Raw genomic sequence first — 20,723 nt, 5'->3', positions numbered from 1 at the left:
CATGGGCCTGGATCACGGCGCCGGGGTCACTCGTACTTGATGTCGGCGTCGTAGCTGCTGCCGCCGGGCTGGCCGTCCTTGCCCAGGCTGATCAGGTCGAACGGCTTGCCGTCGCCGGGCGCCTTGTACTCGATCGGGTGGCCCCACGGATCGTTCAGCTCGCTGGCCTTGGCGTACGGACCGAGCCAGCCGCTGACGCCGCCCGGCGCGGCGACCAGGTCGTCGAGCTTGGACGGCAGCTTGCCGGTGTCGAGCTGGTAGTTGTCGATCTTGCCGGCCATGGTCTGGATCTGCGACTTGGCCAGGTTGGCCTTGCCGCGATCGGCGCCGCCGAGCACGCGGCTGCCGACCAGGGTCAGCACCGCGCCGATCAGCACGATGACGATGATGATTTCCAGCAGGCTCATGCCCGACTGGCGTGCGGCGGAGGGGGAACGGGTCAGGGAGCGGATAGTTCGCATTGCATCGGATCCTTGCGGTGAAAAACCTTATGTAGCCGAACGCGGCGACGATGGCAGTCGTGGCGTGCGGGTCGTGCAGCTGCGCTTCATGCGCGGAAATCTCGGCGTGACACGCGCCATGGTGCGCGGCGGCGATGCCACTGTCATGTCAGTGGCCTTGGCTGCGCAGCGGGGCTGCGGACCGACGTGCTGGTCGCACCGGGCGTTCGGCGCCCCATGCGCCATGGCGTGGCGCGCGAATACTGCAGGCATTGCCGCTGCCGTCCATGGCGAGACAGCGCCGTGCCCGGTCAGGCCTGCCCGGCCCTCCATGGCCGGGCGTTCGGCCATGCGCGAACCGGTGGTTCGCAAGCGCATGGCCTCCTTCGATTCGATAACCCGCTGCGCCACAGTTTCACGCCGCCATCCATGGCGCAGCACCACGTGCGCCGTAACCGCCGGCCCGACCCTCCGTGGCCGGGCGTTCGGCGCCCCATGCGCCATGGCGCATGAGCGGGACGCCTCACCCAATCGCATTGGTCAGGTCGTACAAGGGGACGAGGACGGAGATGATCACCAGCCCGACCACCGAGGCCAGGACCAGGGTGATCAGCGGCACCAGCGCGGCGAGCAGGCGGTCGATCGCCTGCGCGGTTTCCTGCTCGAAGGTATCGGCGGTCTTCAGCAGCATCGTGTCCAGTGCGCCGGATTCCTCGCCGACCTGGATCATCTGCAGCGCCAGCCGCGGGAAGCGTTTGCCCTTGGACAGCGAGGCCGACAGGCCATGGCCGTTCTTGACGTCGTCGGCGGCGGCGCCGACGTCGGCGGTCAGCGCCAGGTTCGACAGCACGTTGCGCGAGATGCCCAGCGCCGCCAGCAGCGGCACGCCGTTGCGCAGCAGCGTGCCCAGGGTGCGGGTCAGCCGCGCGGTTTCCAGCCGCGCGATCAGCACGCCGATGAAGCGCTGCTTGAGCAGCCAGGCGTCGAACCCGGAGCGGAACGCCGGGTCGCGGCGCTTGCGGTCCACCGCCAGCAGCGCCAGCCCGGGCACCACCAGCAACACGATCCACCAGTCGCGCACGAAAAGACCCACGCTCAGCACCGCCTGGGTGAACCACGGCAACTGCACGTCCAGGCTCTCGTACATCTGCGCGAACTGCGGCACCACGTAGCCGAGCAGGAACAGCAACGCGCAACCGACCACGCTGACCAGGATCGCCGGATAGATCAACGCATTGATCACCCGGCCCTTCAGTTCGCGGCTGCGCTCCAGGTATTCGGCCAGGCGCTGCAGCGTGTCGTGCAGGCTGCCGCCGGCCTCGCCGGCGCGGACCATGTTGATGTACAGGCGCGAGAACAGGCCGTGCTGGCGCTCCAGCGCGACCGACAGCGGCGCGCCGCCGCGCACCGCGTCGCGGATGTCGCCGACGGTGCGTTTGGAGCGCTCGTCCTCGGGCAGTTCGAGCAGGATCGACAGCGCGCGGTCCAGGGGTTGGCCGGCGCCGAGCAGGGTCGCCAATTGCTGGGTGAACTGCACCAGCGCCGCGCCGTCGAACGGCTTGGGCCGGAACAGGCCGCGCAACGAGGTGCCGCCGCCCTGCGCGGCGAGCTTGGCCTCCATCGGCATATGCCCCTGCTCCTGCAGGCGCAGCGCCACCTCGGCGTCGCTGGCGGCTTCCATCTGGCCTTCCAGGATCTCACCGTGCGGGTCGAGCGCTTTGTAGCGGTACAGGGGCATCAGCGGCGGGACTCGGGACTCGGGACTCGGGACTCGGAAAGCGCGCTGCGCGCGTGCCGGCGCGGCCGCGGCAGAGCTACGGTGCAAATGCGCGCTGGCGCGCCTGCGCGCATCAGGTTTCCTCCGTCACGCGCAGCACTTCCTCGATCGTGGTCTGGCCGCTGAGCGCCTTGCCCAGGCCGTCCTCGTACATCGTGCGCATGCCGGCCTCGCGCGCCAGCTGCTCGATTTCGCCCATGCCGGCGTGGCGCATCACCGCGCGCCGCAGCGCGTCGTTCATCACCAGGAATTCCATGATCGTGGTGCGGCCCAGGTAGCCGGTCGGCGCGATCGCCGAAGGCCGCGGGCGGAACAGGAAAATCTCGCCCTCCGGCTGCAGCTGGCGCAGTTCGAACTTCTCGATCTCCTCCGGCGAGGCCGCATAGCGCTCGGCATGGGTCGGCTCCAGCCGCCGCACCAGGCGCTGCGCCAGGATGCCGTTGATGGTGGAGGTCAGCAGGTAGTCCTCCACGCCCATGTCGAGCAGGCGGGTGATGCCGCCGGCAGCGTTGTTGGTGTGCAGCGTGGACAGCACCAGGTGGCCGGTCAGCGCCGACTGGATCGCGATGCGCGCGGTTTCCAGATCGCGCATTTCGCCGATCATGATGATGTCCGGATCCTGGCGCACGATGCTGCGCAGCGCATGGGCGAAATCCAGCCCGATCTGCGGCTTGGCCTGGATCTGGTTGATGCCTTCGATCTGGTATTCGACCGGGTCCTCGACGGTGATGATCTTGACGTCGGAGGTGTTGAGCTGGCTCAGCGCGGTGTACAGCGTGGTGGTCTTGCCCGAACCGGTGGGGCCGGTGACCAGCAGGATGCCGTGCGGCTGCTCCAGCACCTTGCGGAACTGTGGCAGGAACGCGTCGGTGAAGCCGAGCCGGTGGAAGTCGAACACCACCGTCTCGCGGTCGAGCAGGCGCATCACCACGCTCTCGCCGTGCGCGGTGGGCATGGTGCTCACGCGCAGGTCCAGCTCCTTGCCCTGCACGCGCAGCATGATGCGCCCGTCCTGCGGCAGGCGGCGTTCGGCGATGTTGAGCTTGGCCATGATCTTGACCCGGCTGATCACCGCCGCGGTCAGGTTGGCCGGCGGGCTTTCGCCGTCGATCAGCACGCCGTCGACCCGGTAGCGCACCTTCAGCCGGTTCTCGAACGGTTCGATGTGGATGTCCGAGGCGCGCAGTTCCACCGCGCGCTGGATCACCAGGTTCACCAGCCGGATCACCGGCGCTTCGGAAGCCAGGTCGCGCAGGTGCTCGATGTCGTCGGTGGCGGTGCTGTCGCCGTCGGCGGTTTCCACGATCGCGCCCATCGCGCTGCGGCCCTGGCCGAACCAGCGCTCGATCAGGTCGTCGATCTCCGAGCGCAGGCCGACCCGCGGCAACACCACGAACCCGGTGGCCAGGCGCACCGCGTCGGCCGCGTAGGTCTCGTGCGGATCGGACATCCACAGTTCCAGCGCGCCGTCGCGCTCGCCCAGCGGGCACACGTGGAACTGCTTGAGGAAGCGCAGCGACAGCGGCTGCGCCTCGGGCAGGTTCTCCGGCGCGGTGGCCGGCAATTGCTTGGCGTCGAGCAGCGGCAGGCCCAGCACTTCGGCGCTGACCTCGGCATGGTCGCGTTCGGAGACCAGCCCCAGGCGCGCCAGCAGCGACAGCAGGCCGCCGCCGGATTCGCGCTGCAGCTGGCGCGCGCGCAGCAGGTCGCCCTCCTTGAGCCGGCCCTTGGCCAGCAACGCATCGACGATGCGCGCTTCGGGCGTATCGGCAGCGGCAGCAGTGTCCTTGACGAGCGCGTTCACACAATCCCTCCAGAGCGTGCGGCGACTTTAGCAGTTCGGCGCGACCTGCCGCCCACCCGCGCGGCGTCGGCCGATGCGACTGTCTACGAGGCCGCGGCAGCGCCGCGTGCGGTCATCGGCATGACATGGGCGACGCGCATCGTGGCCTGCTGCCGCGGTCGCGCGGTCGCGGCGGCGCCGGTCGTCGCGGTAGTGCGCAGTGTTGGCAAGACGAGCGCGCGGCGCCCGCAGTGCCGAAGCCGGATCGCGCATGCCTGCGCGCGCCGGCCGGCCAGCCGCCAGCGACATCCGCCGCTTGACCACGCGTTTTCGCCGTCCTGACGCAGGAAACCCGGCCGGAGCCGGGTTTCCTGGTTCCTCCGGCGCCGTTTCCGGCGCCGTGCGTCGCATCCTTACTGGCGGGCGACCAGGCTGACGCCGCTGTAGCCCGACGTGCCGACCAGCTTGATGTAGTAGGTGCCGGCCTTCGGCGCAGTGAAGCGCACCGTCTCGTTGTTGCCGGGACGGGCCGACTTGGCGTCGTAGCTGCTGCTGGTGGGCTCCTTGTCGAAGCTCACGTACAGCGACACGTTGCCGCTGCCGCCGTAGGTGAGGAAGCTCAGCACCGCGCCGGCCTCGGCGTCGAAGCTGTACAGCACCTCGTTGCCCGCCGCGCCGGTCAAGCCGGACACCGCGACCTTGTTGGTCAACGCCGTCGCCGGCGGTGCGCACTCCTCGGTTTCCGGATCGCACGGCACTTCCAGCGCCTTGTCCAGCGCGGCCTTGGCGTCGACGATGCCGGTGCCGATCGGGGTGCTGGTCGGGATCGACACCGGGAACGGGCGCGCGGTCTGCTTCAGCAGGGTCTCCAGCGCGGCCGGGGTCAGCGGCGCGTTGCCGGCGGCGATCACCGCGCTCTGCACCAGGGCGGCCACCGCCGCCACGTGCGGCGAGGCCATCGAGGTGCCGCCCATGCCCATATAGGTGTAGGCGCCGGAGGTCGGCGTGGTCGCGCCGTTGTAGCCGTTCTGCCAGACGAAGCCGCCCGGGTTGCCGTCGACGCTGCCGCCGCCGCCCGGACCGGACAGATCCACCGCCGTGCCATAGTTGGAGTAGTAGGCGATGCCGCCGGTGATGCGCGTGGCGCCGACCGCGATCACGTTGGCGCAGCTGGCCGGGCGGAAGTTGGAGGCATTGCCGGCGCTGTTGCCGGCCGCCACCACCACCGTGGTGCCGCGCGCCACCGCACCGTTGATCGCATCCTGGTACAGCGCGTCGCAGGTGCCGCTGCCGCCCAGGCTCATGTTGATGATCTCGGCCGGATTGGCGTTGGCCGGGATGCCGGTGACGGTGCCGCCGGACGCCCAGGTGATCGCGTCGGCGATGTCGGACAGATAGCCGCCGCACTTGCCGAGCACGCGCACCGGCAGCACCGTGGCTTCCGGCGCGACGCCGGCCATGCCGACGCCGTTGTTGGTGGCCTCGGCGACCGTGCCGGCGACATGGCTGCCGTGCCAGGAGCTGTCCTCGGCCAGCGAACCGGCGTAGCACTCGTTGTCGTTCTCGACCCAGTCGCCGTAGTCCAGCGCGCCGGGCACCCGCGCGTCGGTCGGACGCCGCGAGGTCTCCGCATCGGAGATGAAGTCGTAGCCCTGCAGCAGGTTCACCGCCACGTCCGGATGGTTCGGCAGGATGCCGGTATCCAGCACCGCGACGACCACGCCGTCGCCCTTGGACACGTCCCACGCGGCCGGCGAATTGATGCCGCCGGTGGGATTGCTCAGGTGCCACTGGTACTGTGCGTACAGCGGATCGTTGGGCACCAGCTGCGGCTGTTCCAGCTTCGCCCTGGGCAGTTCGACGGCCTGCAGCTTGACGTCGACCTGCGCGTACTTGACCGCCGGATCGGCGGCGATTTCCGCGACCACCTTGTCCACGTCGGCCTTGCTCAGCTTGCCCGACAGGCGGATCAGGTCCGCGCCCACGCCCAGGGTGCGCACGTATTCGGCGCGCACGCTGGCGGCCGCGGCGCGGGAGATGCCGTTGCCGCCGCCGAGGCTGGCGCGGGTCACCGCCGATTGCACCGCCGACAGCTTGGCGCTGCGGTCGCTGGCCGCGGCGCTGCCGGCGTTGTAGCGCACCACGATGCGGCTGGAAGTCTGCGCGTCGGCCGGAGCGGACTTGCTCGGCTCCTTGACCGGCAGCTGCGACGCGGCGCCAACCGCGAACGCGCTGGAGGCCCCCATCGACATCATCAGCATGGCGGCGGCGATGGCATTGATACGAAGATTTTGCTTGTCGATCACGTTGACGTCCTCTTCAAAGTTTCATGGATCAGGCGACAGTTGCGGCCGTAAAAAACTCCTTTTTCCCGAATCCGTTGGCCGGCCCAGCCAAGGTCCTTTGGTCTGCCCCCTCAGGCCATGTCTTGGCGGACGGCGGCAGCTGCCGCCGTCCGCGATGGCTCACCAGCCGAAGCCGGCGCCGATGCCGACCGAGCTGTCGTCGCCGCTGAACGCGCCGCCGATGGTCACCGTGGCGCGATCGCTGAAGGCGCGCTGGTAGCCCACCGACAGCGCCGATTCGCCGTTCTGGAAACCGACGCCGGCACCGACCCGGTTCTGGGTGCGGATGCCCGCAGCGCTGGTGGCCATGTTGAGCATCGCCGCGCTCATCGCGCCCTGCCGGTCGATGCGGCGATCCTGATCGCGCAACCGCGCATCGACGTCGCCGCGCAGCACGTCGAAGCTGTCGGCCATCGTGTTGAAGCGCGTGTCGGTGTACGACTTGGCCGTGGCCACGCCGCTGTCCAGCTGGCTCTTGTTGACCGCATCGGTGGCCTGGGTGCCGGCGGCGACGTTGGCGACCTGGCGCTCGTTGCCGGCGCTGCCCACCGACACCGTGTTGGCGCGGTCGGCGACCGAGCCCTGGCCCAGCGCCACCGCCCCCTGCGCCGTGGCGCTGGCGCCCTGGCCCAGCGCGGTGCCCGAGGCCGCGGTGACGCTGGCGCCCTCGCCCATCGCCACCGCATTGGTCGCCACCGCGGCGATGTGGCTGTTGGCGCCCACCGCGGTGCTGCCGTCGGCGTTGACCTTGGCGTTGCTGCCGATCGCGGTGTCGTTGGGACCGTGCGCATAGGCGCTGCCGCCGATCGCGGTGCCGGTGACGTCGTTGGCGCGCGCCGCCGTGCCGACCGCGGTGGCGCCGTTGCCGGCATCTGCCACGACCGCCTCGCCGACCTGCGCGGTGGACGCGGCGCCGGATACCGCCGCCGGCTCGGACACCGCCTGCGCGGTGGCCTGCGCCGACTCTGGTTCGGCGACCGCCGCCACGCTGGCGACCCGCGCATTGCGCGACACGCTGGCGGTGCCGGCGCCGCGCGCATCCAGCTCGCTGACCTTGCCGTCCAGCGCCGCCAGCGCGTCGCCGACGTTGCTGTAGCTGGCGCCCTGGATCACGTAGGTCGGCGCCACGAACAGGCCCTGCGCGCCGAGGCCGGCACCGCCGCCCAGGAACGTGGCCATGTTGCTCAGCGACTGGTACAGCTGGCTGCCGTTGATCGCCTCGGTGCTGCCCGCGGCGACGCTGCCCGCGGTCAGGTTGACGATGCGCCGGGTGGCCGGGCCGCCGCGGCCGTTGCCGCTGCCCAGCGACACCGTGTCGGCCTCGTAGACGCGCGAGCCGGCGCCGAGCGCGACCGCATTGTCGGCCGACACGCCGGCGTTGGCGCCGATCGCCACGCCGTTGCTGCCGCTGTTGCGGACGAAGCTGTTGTAGCCCAGCGCCACCCCGTTCTCGCCGATCGCATTGGTCTGCAGGCCGACCGCGGTGCTGCGCGCACCGCTCGCCGAACTGCCGGCGCCCGCTGCGGTGGTGCCGGCGCCGCTGGCGACGCTGCCCACGCCCAACGCACTGCTGCGCAGGCCGCTGGCGACGGCCCCGGCCCCGGCCGCGGTGCTGTTCACGCCGCTGGCGCTGGCCACGCCGCTGCCCGAGCTCTGGAAGCTGGCGCTGGTCTCGCCGGCGGCCGCGGCCACCGCATCGAGCTGGGTCTTGTTCACCGCATCGGTGGCGTTGATCGCTGCGCCGACGTTGGTGATGCGGCGCGTGGCCGGACCACTGACGCCGTTGCCGCCACCCACCGACACCACGTTGGCCTCGCTGGCGCGCGTACCGGCACCCAGCGCGACGCTGTTGGCGCCGTTGGCCCAGGCGCTGGTACCCAGCGCGGTGGCGTTGATGCCGCTGTAGGCGTAGGCGTCCTGGCCGATCGCAGTGCCGCCCTGCACGGTGGCCCAGGCGAACTGGCCCACCGCGGTGGTCTGCGCCGCCGTGGCCCAGGCCGAGGCGCCGAGCGCGGTGGCGTCCTCGCCGGTGGCGCGCGCGCTGTGGCCCAGCGCCGAGGCGTAGGCACCGGACGCGGTGCTGCCCCAGCCCAGCGCCGAGGCGTTGCTGCCCGACGCTTCGGCGCCATAGCCGAACGCGCTGGTGCGGGTGCCGCTGGCGCTGCTGAACGCGCCGACCGCGGTGCTGTAGTCGGTCGCCGCCTCGCTCTTGTAGCCGGTGGCGGTGGACTGCAGGCCGGCGGCCGTGGCCCCGGCGCCGCTGGCGCTGCTGAACGCGGCGGTGGCCTGCGCGCCCGCGCCCAGTGCGGTGGCGCCGACTTCGCTGGCGGTGGTGGTGCCGTCGAGCAGCACGTTGCCGGCGTCGTCGGTGTAGTACAGCGAACCGCCGATGGCGGTGCTGGACTCGCCGGTGGCGGTGGCGTTGTAGCCGGAGGCGGTGGCGTACTGCGCACCGGCCAGCGCGCCGCTGCCGAACGCCGAGGCGCCGGTGCCGTAGGCGTTGGCCGCCTCGCCGGCGGCGGTGGCGTAGGTGCCCTCGACATAGCTGCCGACGTCGTCGGCCGGGTCGCCGCCGCCGCTGGCCTTGAACTGCTTGCCGGTCGCATCGGCGGACTGCTTGACCTCGTCCAGCTGCGCGACGTTGACCGCGTCGGTGTCCTCGGTGCCCGCGGCCACGTTGGTGATCTGCCGCTCGCTGCCGGCGCTGCCGACCGATACGGTGTTGTCGCGCTCGGCCTCGGACAGTGCGCCCAGGGCCACGCTGTTGCTGCCGGAGGCGTAGGCGCCGTAGCCGAAGGCGCTGGAATCCTCCGCGCTGGCGTAGCTCAGGCTGCCGATGGCGGTGCTGAAGTCGGCGGTGGCGCCGGCGCCGGCGCCGAACGCGGCGGAATTGGCGCCCGAGGCTTCGGCCGGAATCAGCCCGAAGAACGAGGTGCCGCCGACGGCGACGCTTTCCTCGCCGGACGCCACGCTGGACTCGCCCAGCGCCACGCTGCCGGTGCCCGAAGCGGCCGCGCCGACACCGACCGCGGTGCCGTAGTCGCCGCTGGCGAGCGCGCCGTAGCCCAGCGCCGAGGACAGGTAGCCGGTGGCCTCGCTGTAGCCGCCGAGCGCTGTGGCGCCGATGTTGGAAGCGCTGCTGCGGAAACCGGTCGCGGTGGCCTGGTTGTCCGAGGCCACGGCTTCGCTGCCGCTGGCGGTGGAGTAGGTACCGCTGGCCTGCGCACCGGCACCGCTCGCGGTGGCGCCGATCTCGCTGGCCAACGCGCCGTTGCCGATGGCGATGCTGTCCTGGCCCAACGCCTGGCTGTCGCTGCCGAGCGCGACTGCATCGCTGCCGCTGGACACCGCATTGAAGCCGATCGCGGTGGCGCCGGCGGCCAGCGCATTGGCGCCGCCGCCCAAGGCGGTGCTGCCGTCGCCGATCGCATTGGCCGCCTCGCCGGCGGCCAGCGCGTTGTCGCCTTCCACCAGCGCACCGGCATCGCTGTCGTCGCTGCCGCTGGCCTGGAAGTACTTGCTGGTGGTTTCCGCCGCCTGCTTGACCGCGTCCAGCTGCGCGACGTTGACCGCATCGGTGGCCTCGGTGCCGGCGGCGACGTTGGTGATCTGGCGCTCGTTGCCGGCGCTGCCCACCGACACGCTGTAGGCGCGATCGGCCACGGCCCCTGCGCCCAGCGCCACGGCGTTGGACGCGGTCGCCTCGCTGCCGGCGCCGATCGCCACCGCGCTTTCCGCGTCGGCCAGGGTGTTGGTGCCCAGGGCGATCGTGTTGACCTGGTTGCCCAGCGCCTGGAAGCCCATCGCCACGCTGTAGTTGCCGTAGCCGAACGCGCCGCGACCCACCGCGGTGGCGCTGAGGCCCGGTGCCCAGCTGTTGAAGCCGATCGAGGTGGCGCCGTTGCCGCTGGCCCACGCGCCGGTGCCGAATGCCGAGGCATTGGTGCCGGTCGCCCAGGCCGAGGCGCCGAACGCCGAGGCGCCGTCCGCCGTGGCCCAGGCATAGGCGCCGCTGGCGGTGGCGTCGTCGCCGCTGGCCCAGGCGTTGTCGCCCTGCGCCAGGCTGTAGTCGCCGGTCGCGCGCGCCTTGAAACCGCCGGCGGTGCTGTGGTCGCCGGTGGCCTGCGCGCCGTAGCCGGTGGCGGTGGCCTGCGCCCCGGTGGCCTGCGCGCCGGCGCCGAGCGCGGTGGCGTTCTCGCCGGCGTTGGCGCCGATCATCTGCGCATTGCCGTCGGCATCGGTGATCGGCTGGTTGTACTGGTCGAACGCCTGGCCCTGGCCGCCGATGGCGGTGCTGCCGGCGCCGCCGGCGGCGCTGCCGTTGCCCAGCGCGAGCGCATCGTCGCCGATCGCCGCGGCGCCGCTGCCATAGGCGGCCGCACCGCTGCCGTAGGCATTGGCCGCATCGCCCGCCGCGACCGCGCCTTCGCCGTCGGCATAAGCGCCGACCGTGCCGGTGCCGTCGGTGGTGAAGAACTTGGCGGTGGTCTCGGCGGTGGTGCGCACCGCATCCAGCTGCGCCACGTTGACCGCGTCGGTGGCCTGGCTGCCGGCGGCGACGTTGACGATCTGCCGCTCGCTGCCGGCATCGCCGACCGAGACGGTGTTGGCGCGGCGCGCGACCGAGTTGGAACCCAGCGCCACGCTGTCGGCGGCGAGCGCGGTGCTGTAGTAGCCGAGCGCGGTGCTGTTGGCGCCGCTGGCCCAGGACTCGGCGCCGAGCGCGCTGGCGAAGGCGCCCGGCGCATAGGCGAAGTAGCCCAGCGCCGTGCTCTCCAGGCCGGAGGCCTCGCTGAGGCTGCCGTTGGCGACGCTGAAGTCGCCCGAGGCGATCGCGCCGGCGCCGAACGCCGCCGCGCTCTGCCCGCTGGCCTGGGTCTGCACGAACAGGCCCAGGCCCGGGATCAGGTCGGCCGGGCCGCCCACGGCGACGCTGCTGGTGCCGGTCGCCGCGCTCTGCGTGCCGACCGCGGTGGCGTAGTCGCCGGTGGCATTGGCCACCGCGCCGAACGCCGACGCCTGCGCGCCGCCGGCATAGGCGCCCACGCCCACCGCCGAGGCGGCGAAGCCGCCGGCATCGGCGCTGGCGCCCAGCGCGGTGCCGCCGACGCCGGCGCTGGTCGCGCCGGTGTCCACGGCCACGCCGCCGTTGGTGATCAGCGGATCGCCGTTCTCGTCCACCGCCACCCCGCCCACGGCCACGGCCGCCGGGCCGGTGGCCTGCGCATTGGTGCCGAACGCGGCGCTGTTCTGCCCTGCCGCCACGGCACCGCTGCCCACCGCGGTGGCGCCGCTGCTCACCGCAGCAGCACCGCCGCCGAGCGCGGTGCTGCCGTTGCCGATGGCATTGGCCGCCTCGCCCGCGGCCAGCGCATCGTCGCCTTCGACATAGGCGCCGGCGTCGCTGTTGCCGCCGCTGGCCTGCAGGTACTTGCCCGCCTCCTGCAGCTGCGCGACGTTGACCGCATCGGTGGCTTCCGTGCCGGCGGCGACGCTGGTGATCTGCCGGGTCAGGCCGTTGCCGACGTCGCCGACCGACACGCTGTTGTCGCGGTCCGCGTAGGAATACGCGCCGAGCGCGACCGCACTGGACGCGGAGCGGTTCTGCGCGTCCTCGAGCCAGCTGCTGACCCGCGCGCCGTAGCCGATCGCGGTCGCGTCGGTGCCGTTGGCCGCGCTGTTGGCGCCGATCGCGGTGCTGCTGTCGTGGAACATCGAGGACACCGAACCGGTGCCGAGAGCGACGCTGTTGGCGGTCCACGCGGTGGACTCGTGACCGATCGCCACCCCGCCCTCGCCCGCGGACAGCGCATAGCCGCCCAGCGAAACGGTATGCGGCGCGAACGAACCGGCGCTGTGGCCGATCGCCACCGAGTCGACGGCATCATTATCCAGGCTCGGGAACACGTTGGCGTTGTAGCCCAGCGCGATGGCGTAGTTGCCCTGGCTCTGCGCGCCCGCGCCCAGGGCGACGCCGCCGACCCCGGTCGCGGCGGCGATGCCGACGCTGTTGCCGGCGCTTTCGGCGGCCGTGCTGACGCCGCCGATGGCGACGCTGTCGGTACCGCTGGCCAGCGCATTCATGCCCATCGCCACGGTGCTGGTCGCGGTCGCGCGCGCGCCGATGCCGGTCGCGGTGGCGTAGTCGCCCGCGGCGCGCGAACCGTAGCCCACCGCCGTGCCCAGCGCACCGGATACTTCGGACAGGCCGCCGACCGCGGTGGCGCCGTCCTGGAAGGTCTGCGCGTGGTAGCCCAGCGCGGTGCTCTGCACGCCGCTGGCGGAGCTGCCGGTGCCGACCGCGGTGCTCAGCGCGTCCAGCGCCTGCGCGCCGCCGCCGACCGCCGTGGCCGCAGTGCCCAGCGCCTGGGTGGTCTGCTCGCGGCTGCCGACGATGAAGCCGTCCTCGTCGTATTCGTAGACCGTGGCGACGCCGCCGATCGCGGTCGCCGACTCGCCGTCGGCGGTGGCGTTGGCGCCGAGCGCGCTGGCGTTCTGGCCGTTGGCCACCGCGCCGCTGCCGACCGCCGAGGCGGCGATGCCGCCTGCGAAACTGCTGGAACCGAGCGCGGTGGCGTAGTCGCCGTCGGCCGATGCGTTGGAACCGGAGGCGGTGGCCTCCTCGCCCTGCGCCAGCGCGCTGCCCTCGCCGTTGGCCGAGAACAGGCGCGCGGTGGTGTCGGCGACGTCGGCGACCGCAGCGAGCTGGTCCAGGTTCACCGCATCGGTGCCCTCGGTACCGGCGGCGACATTGGCGATCTGGCGTTCGTTGCCGGCGCTGCCGACCGAGACCGTGTCGGCGCGATCGGCGGTGGAACCCTGGCCGAGCGCGACGCTGCCGGCGGCCCCTGCCTTGGCGCCGTAGCCCAGCGCGGTGGAGTCCTCGGCCTGCGCCCAGGAGGCGCCACCGAGCGCGGTGCTGGAGTCGCCGTCGGCCGAACTCAGCCAGCCGATCGAGGTGGAGAACGCGCCGTTGGCCCAGGCGCCGGCGCCGAACGCCGAGCCGCCTTCGCCCTGCGCCTCGGTGGTGAAAAAGCCGAGCACGCTGCCGCCGACCGCGGTGCTTGATTCGCCGCTGGCCAGGCTCGACTCGCCCACCGCCACGGCGCTGCCGCCGCTGGCATTGGCGCCGTAGCCGAAGGCGGAGGCGAAATCGCCGCCGGCCTGGCTGAAGCCGCCGTTCGCGGTGCTCGCCAGACCGGCAGCTTCGGCGGAGAAACCGGTGGCTGTGCTCTGCACGCCGTCGGCGCGCGCGGCGGTGCCCAGCGCGGTGGAGAACGCGCCATTGCCCTGCGCGCCGGCGCCGAACGCGCTGGCGCCCTGTGCGGTGGCGCTGGTGGTGCCTTCCAGCACCACCTCGCCGTCTTCGTCGACGATCGACAGCGCACCGCCGACCGCGGTCGCCGAAGCGCCCACGGCGGTGGCGTTGCTGCCGACCGCGGTGGCGTTGCCGCCCTGGGTGGTAGCGCCGCTGCCGAGCGCGCTGCTGCCGTTGCCGATCGCGTTGGCGCCTTCGCCGGCGGCCAGCGCGTTGTCGCCTTCGACATAGGCGCCGGCGTCGCTGTCGGCGCTTCCGCTGGACTGGAAATACTTGGCGGTGGTGTCGGCGGTCTGCTTGACCGCGTCCAGCTGCGCCACGTTGACCGCATCGGTAGCCTCGGTGCCGGCGGCGACGTTGGTGATCTGGCGCTCGTTGCCGGCGCTGCCGACCGAGACGCTGTTGTCGCGATCGGCGAGCGCGTCGGCGCCCAGCGCCACGCTGTTCTCGCCCTGCGCCACGGCGGCGTTGCCCAGCGCGGTGCTGTTGCGGCCGGTCGCGGTGGCGAAACCGCCGATGGCGGTGGCGTAGTCGGCGTCGGCGCTGGCGGCCAGGCCGACCGCCGCGGTGGCGACGCCGTTGGCGATGCTCTCGGCGCCGAGCGCGGTCGCGCCGGTACCGCTGGCGGTGCTGTAGTAGCCGAGCGCGGTGGATTCCAGGCCGGTCGCTTCGCTGAGCGTGCCGCTGGCCACGCTGCCGTCGCCGCTGGCGTTGCTGGCCGCGCCGGTCGCGGTGCTCTGTTCGCCGCTGGCGTTGCTCTCGGCGCCGACCGCGGTGGCGTAGTCGCCGCTGGCGCTGGCGCCGTCGCCGATCTGCAGCGCCTGCGCTTGCGCGGCCGAGGGCAGGACCGCGGTGCCGGCGCCCAGCGCCATGGCGATCGCGGCCGACAGGGCCAGGCCCTGCGCGCGTCCTGCCCTGCCTTCGCGGACCAGCTGTCCGCGGGAATCGCCGCTGGCCAGTTCCGAGGCCACGGTCCACATCCCCAACGCCTTGTTCCAGACCTTGCGATAAATCCGATTCATCGACTGCTGCTCCTCAAATAGGCTGGTTTTTGGTCAAAAAGCCACCCTCGCCCGGCATTCCAGCCGGCCGACCCCCTGTCGGTATTTGGCGCCGCATGTCTCCCTGGTACCCCAGGGCGCGAAAGGCTTGCGCCTGTCGCAACTCGTTTTCGTTGATGAACTGAGATGAAATGCGGAACTGTCTGGAGTGTTAACCCCGTATCTTGAGTACGTCAAGTTTTTGACTTGAAACCACATAACACGGGATGGAAGTCCCACATTTGCGACTTAATTGTTAATTTTTAGATAAAATTCAATCAAAACAAGACATTCCGCCAAATTCTCGGCACAACACTTGCCGAACGTTGACACGCAGCAGTCATGCGAGCCGCTGCTGCGCCAAGGGTTTGACGTGGATCGACGTGCCGGCGAGCCCGCGGCCAGACGAGGGTGCTGCCGATGCCGAAAGCCGCTTGCGTGCGGCCGTGCACAAGCGCAACTGCGCAGAACGCGGTCGTTGGACGGCGGCGGCGGGCGCTGGCGCCCCTCTCCCACCGGGAGAGGGGTTGGGGTGAGGGTCCGGCGCGAAGCGGCTCGCTGAGTTGGGTGCGCGAGGCTTCGCCCGTACCCTCATCCGCCCCTGCGGGGCACCTTCTCCCGAGGGGAGAAGGGAACAGCCGCGCCCTGCCTTTCCCGAGGGGAGAAGGGAGCAGCCGTCAGCCCCTCTCCCACCGGGAGAGGGGTTGGGGTGAGGGTCCGGCGCGAAGCGGCTCGCTGAGTCGGGTGCGCGAGGCTTCGCCCGGACCCTCATCCGCCCCTGCGGGGCACCTTCTCCCGAGGGGAGAAGGGAACAGCCGCGCCTGCCTTTCCCGATGGGAGAAGGGAAAGGCCGTCAGCCCCTCTCCCACCGGGAGAGGGGTTGGGGTGAGGGTCCGGCGCGAAGCGGCTCGCTGAGTCGGGTGCGCGAGGCTTCGCCCGGACCCTCATCCGCCCCTGCGGGGCACCTTCTCCCGAGGGGAGAAGGGAACAGCCGCGCCTGCCTTTCCCGATGGGAGAAGGGAAAGGCCGTCAGCCCCTCTCCCTCCGGGAGAGGGGTTGGGGTGAGGGTCCGGCGCGAAGCGGCTCGCTGAGTCGGGTGCGCGAGGCTTCGCCCGTACCCTCATCCGCCCCTGCGGGGCACCTTCTCCCGAGGGGAGAAGGGAACAGCCGCGCCTGCCTTTCCCGATGGGAGAAGGGAGCAGCCGTCAGCCCCTCTCCCTCCGGGAGAGGGGTTGGGGTGAGGGTCCGGCGCGAAGCGACTCGCTGAGTTGGGTGCGCGAGGCTTCGCCCATACCTCATCCGCCCCTGCGGGGCACCTTCTCCCGAGGGGAGAAGGGAACAGCCGCGCCTGCCTTTCCCGATGGGAGAAGGGAGCAGCCGTTAGCCCCTCTCCCACCGGGAGAGGGGTTGGGGTGAGGGTCCGGCGCGAAGCGACTCGCTGAGTCGGGTGCACGAGGCTTCGCCCGTACCCTCATCCGCCCCTGCGGGGCACCTTCTCCCGAGGGGAGAAGGGAACAGCCGCGCCTGCTTTCCCGGTGGGAGAAGGGAACAGCCGTTAGCCCCTCTCCCACCGGGAGAGGGGTTGGGGTGAGGGTCCGGGCGCGAAGCGGCTCGTGGAGGTGAGTGCACCGACGCCGATGCCGCTACGTTTTCCGGGTCGGTTCGTCGCGACTGAAGTCGCTCCCACAAGGGAAAATCGCTCCCACAGGGCTGGAATCAGCCGCCGGCCGACACGGTGCAGCGCACGCGCCGCAACGGATCATGCGCCGGGGCGGCGCAAGGCGTGCCCGCTTGCAGCATGCCGCCGCGCCCGCCAACGGCGGACGCGGCAGGCGCGTGCTCAGCCCACCCACACCCGCGCGTTGCGGAACATGCGCAGCCACGGCGAATCGTCGGGCCAGCCCTCGGGGTGCCAGCTGAGGTTGAGCGTGCGCTGGGTGCGCTCCGGATGCGGCATCAGGATCGTCACCCGGCCGTCGTCGCTGGTCAGGCCAGTGATGCCGTCGGGCGAGCCGTTCGGGTTCAGCGGATAGCGCTGCGCGACCTCGCCGTTGCCATCGACGAAGCGCAGCGCCACGCGCGCGGCGGCCTGGTCGACGGCAGTGTCGAACTCGGCGCGGCCTTCGCCGTGCGCCACCGCCACCGGGATCCGCGAGCCGGCCATGCCGCGCAGGAAGATCGACGGCGACTCCACCACTTCCAGCAGGCTGGTGCGCGCCTCGAACTGCTCGCTGCGGTTGCGCAGGAAGCGCGGCCAATGCTCGGCACCGGGGATGATGTCCTTGAGCTGGCTCAGCATCTGGCAGCCGTTGCACACGCCCAGCGCGAAGGTGTCCGGGCGCGCGAAGAACGCCGCGAACGCGTCGCGCAAGGCGGGCCGCTCCAGGATCGAGGTGGCCCAGCCGCGGCCGGCGCCGAGCACGTCGCCGTAGCTGAAGCCGCCGCAGGCGGCCAGGCCGACGAAATCGGCCAGGTCCACGCGGCCGGCGATCAGGTCGCTCATGTGCACGTCGAAGGCGCGGAAGCCGGCGCGCTCGAACGCATTGGCCATCTCGATCTGGCCGTTGACGCCCTGCTCGCGCAGGATCGCCACCTTCGGCCGCTGGCCGCTGGCGACGAACGGCGCGCCCACATCCTCGGCCGGGTCGAACGCCAGCTTCGGCTTCAGGCCAGGCGCGGCGAAATCGCGCGCCACGGCGCGTTCCTCATCGGCGCTGTCGGGGTTGTCGCGCAGCTTTTGCAGGGCATGGCTCACCGACCACCACGCATCGAACAGCTCCTCCCAGCGCCATTCGACCAGGGTCTTGCCGGCTAGCCCCACGCGTACCACCGCGGCGGTGCTGGGACGGGCGATGCGCTGCGCGCATTCGGTCAGCGCATGGCGCTCGACCAGGTCGGCGAACGCGGCGCGGTCTTCCTTGGCGATCTGCACCACCGCGCCCAGTTCCTCGTTGAACAGGCTGCGGAACGGATCGTCGCCCCAGGCGTCGAGGTTGATCTCCAGGCCCTGGCGCGAGGCGAAGGCCATTTCGCACAGGGTTGCGAAGGCACCGCCGTCGCTGCGGTCGTGGTAGGCCAGCAGCAGCCCAGCCGCGCGCGCATCGCGGATCAGTTCGAAGAACGCGCGCAACCGCTGCGCATCGTCCAGGTCAGGCACCGGCCCGCCGAACGCCGGCAAGCCGCCTTCGGCATGCACCTGCGCCAGCACCGACCCGCCCAGGCGCTGCTTGCCGCCGCCCAGCCCGATCAGCCACAACTCGCTGTCGGCCTCGCGCGCCAGCAACGGCGTCAGCTGGGTGCGCGCATCGGCCACCGGGGCGAACGCGGAGACGATGAGGGAGACGGGGGAAACGCTTTTGTGTGTGGTGGAGCCGGGACCGGGGACCCGGGACCAGGGACCCGGAACAGCGGCAGGATCGGCGACGGCGGGATCGCGGGCATCCTGCTCTTGCTCCTCCCCGGTCCCCGGTCCCCGGTCCCCGGTCCCGACCACTCGGTCCCGAGTCCCGGCCACATTCCACTGCGCCTGCATCGACAACGAATCCTTGCCGACCGGAATGCTCAGCTCCAGCTGCGGGCACAGTTCCATGCCCACGGCCTTGACCGCGGCGTACAGCCGCGCGTCCTCGCCGGCGTGGTTGGCCGCGGCCATCCAGTTCGCCGACAGCTTGACCTGGGCCAGCGCCTCGACCGGCGCCGCGCACAGGTTGGTGATCGCTTCGCCGACCGCCATGCGCGCCGCGGCGGCGGCATCGAGCAGCGCCAGCGGGGTGCGCTCGCCGATCGCCATCGCTTCGCCGGCGTACGTATCGAACCCGGCCAGGGTGATCGCGCAATCGGCCAGCGGCAGCTGCCACGGGCCGATCATCTGCTCGCGCGCGGTCAGCCCGCCGACGCTGCGGTCGCCGATGGTGACCAGGAAGCTCTTGGCCGCCACCGCCGGATGCGCCAGCACGCGCAACCCGGCTTGGCGCAGGTCCAGCGTGTCGGTGTCTAGCTCCGGCCAGCGCGGCGCCGGCGGCTGCCGCGCATCGCGGTGCATCTTCGGGGCTTTGCCGAACAGCACGTCCATGGGTAAATCGATGGGGTGCTGGCGGGACTCGGGACTCGGGACTCGGGACTCGGCAGAAGCGGGTTCAGCGGGAACTGCAAGATCGACGGTCGACGCATGCAGCGTGCTTGCCGCCTGCATTTGCTCCATCCGAGTCCCGAGTCCCGAGTCCCGAGTCCCGAGCACCCCATATCCCACCACCAGCCGTTCTTCGGCAGTGGCCACGCCGACCGCGGCGAACGGGCAGCGCTCGCGTTCGCAGATCGCGGCGAATTCGGCCAGGCGCGCCTGCGGCACGCCGAGCACGTAGCGTTCCTGCGATTCGTTGCACCACAGCTGCATCGGCGACAGCGACGGGTCGTCGCTGGGCACGCGGTCCAGGTCGATGATGCCGCCCACGCTGGAGTCGTGCAGCAACTCGGGAATGGCGTTGGACAGCCCGCCGGCGCCGACGTCGTGGAACCAGCGGATCGGGTTGTCGGTGCCCAGCGCCACGCAGCGGTCGATGACCTCCTGCACGCGCCGCTCCATCTCCGGGTTGTCGCGCTGCACGCTGGCGAAATCCAGGTCCTCGGCGCTGTCGCCGGAGGCCACCGAACTGGCCGCGCCGCCGCCCAGGCCGATCAGCATCGCCGGGCCGCCGAGCACGATCACCGCATCGCCGGGCTGCAGGCGGATCTTCTCGACCTGGATGCGGTCGATCGCGCCGAGGCCGCCGGCGAGCATGATCGGCTTGTCGTAGGCGCGGGTCAGATCCTGCGCCTCGGGCAGTTCGAAGCTGCGGAAATAGCCGAGCAGGTTGGGCCGGCCGAATTCGTTGTTGAACGCGGCGCCGCCGAGCGGGGCCTCGAGCATGATCTCCAGCGCCGGGGCCATGCGCGGGTTCAACGGGCGCTCGCCCTCCCACGGCTGCGGCAGCGTGGGGATGCGCAGGTGCGAGACGCTGAAACCGGTCAGGCCGGCCTTGGGCTTGCCGCCGCGGCCGGTGGCGCCCTCGTCGCGGATCTCGCCGCCGGCGCCGGTGGAGGCGCCCGGGAACGGCGCGATCGCGGTCGGGTGGTTGTGGGTCTCGACCTTGATGCAGAACGCCGACGGCGTCACCGGCTCGCTGCGGTATTCGCCGCTGGCCGGATCCGGGCGGTAGCGCGCGGCCGGATGCCCTTCCACCACCGCGGCGTTGTCGCTGTACGCGCTGAGCGTGTGCTGCGGGGTCTGCTGGTGGGTGTGCTTGATCATCCGGAACAGCGAGCGTTCCTGCTCCTTGCCGTCGATGCTCCAGCTGGCGTTGAAGATCTTGTGCCGGCAGTGCTCGGAATTGGCCTGCGCGAACATCATCAGTTCGACGTCGGCCGGATCGCGGCCGAGTTCGCCGAAGCGCTGGCGCAGGTAGTCGATCTCGTCCTGGGCCAGGGCCAGGCCCAGCCGCGCGTTGGCCGCTTCCAGCTGGTCCAGCGCGATGCGCTCGACGTCGCCGCGCGCCGGCGCCTGGAACAGCGCCTGCGCCTGGGTCGCGCTGTCCAGCAGCGACTGGGTCATCGGGTCGTGCAGCAGCTTGGCCAGCGCCGCCTGCTGGATCGCGTCCTGCGGCCAGCCGGCCAGGTCCAGGCGGGTGCCGCGCTCCACGCGGCGGATCGCCAGGCCAGCGCCGCGTACCAGTTCGGTGGCCTTGCTCGACCACGGCGAGCGCGTGCCCAGCCGCGGCACCACGTAGCGCGAGCAGGTGCCGGCCTCGGCGGCGATCGGCGCGTCCTGCGCCTGCAGGATGCGTTGCGCGGTGGCGGTATCCACCGCGGCGTCGGCGTCGCTGTCGATGAAGTAGACGTGCCAGGCGCCGGCGATGCGCAGACCGGGGACGACGGATTGCAGGCGGGTTTCGAGCCGAGCGCGGCGGAACGGCGAAAGGGCGGAAGCGCCCTCGAGGACGATCATGTCCGGGGAACCGTGTGAGGAAACGGGCTGGCTATTGTAG

At 71.6% G+C, this 20,723-nt stretch carries 6 protein-coding genes; all 6 read right to left on the bottom strand.

The genetic code is table 11. The features are described 5' to 3' along the window. Positions 1-26: 26 nt before the first annotated feature. The 6 genes from gspG to purL all read right to left on the bottom strand — a co-directional run bounded on the left by gspG (position 27) and on the right by purL (position 20,683). Positions 27-461, bottom strand: coding sequence for a type II secretion system major pseudopilin GspG (gene gspG, locus NUG20_RS04220; RefSeq protein WP_263397204.1), 435 nt, complete (start codon positions 459-461; stop codon positions 27-29). A gap of 502 nt (positions 462-963) precedes the next feature. Continuing rightward, the gene (locus tag NUG20_RS04215) at positions 964-2,178 is read right to left on the bottom strand and encodes a type II secretion system protein XpsF (RefSeq protein ID WP_263397203.1); all 1,215 of its coding nucleotides are present in this window, start codon (positions 2,176-2,178) and stop codon (positions 964-966) included. A 112-nt stretch (positions 2,179-2,290) separates the two neighbouring features. Further along, a complete protein-coding gene (gene gspE, locus NUG20_RS04210; RefSeq protein WP_263397202.1) occupies positions 2,291-4,021 on the bottom strand; it encodes a type II secretion system ATPase GspE in 1,731 nt (576 codons plus the stop codon). Between the two features lie 392 nt (positions 4,022-4,413). After that, positions 4,414-6,306 (bottom strand): S8 family peptidase, encoded by a 1,893-nt coding sequence (locus tag NUG20_RS04205; RefSeq protein ID WP_263397201.1) that lies wholly within the window; start codon positions 6,304-6,306, stop codon positions 4,414-4,416. A 159-nt stretch (positions 6,307-6,465) separates the two neighbouring features. Beyond that, entirely contained in the window at positions 6,466-14,685 is an 8,220-nt protein-coding gene (locus NUG20_RS04200) for an ESPR-type extended signal peptide-containing protein (protein ID WP_263397200.1), read from the bottom strand. A 1,858-nt stretch (positions 14,686-16,543) separates the two neighbouring features. Continuing rightward, the gene (gene purL, locus NUG20_RS04195) at positions 16,544-20,683 is read right to left on the bottom strand and encodes a phosphoribosylformylglycinamidine synthase (RefSeq protein ID WP_263397199.1); all 4,140 of its coding nucleotides are present in this window, start codon (positions 20,681-20,683) and stop codon (positions 16,544-16,546) included. Positions 20,684-20,723 lie beyond the last annotated feature (40 nt).

The sequence above is a fragment of the Xanthomonas sp. CFBP 8443 genome, from assembly GCF_025666195.1.
GTDB lineage: Bacteria > Pseudomonadota > Gammaproteobacteria > Xanthomonadales > Xanthomonadaceae > Xanthomonas_A.
The sequence above is the reverse complement of the archived record's forward strand: the minus strand, read 5'-3'. Positions and strand labels throughout refer to the sequence as shown.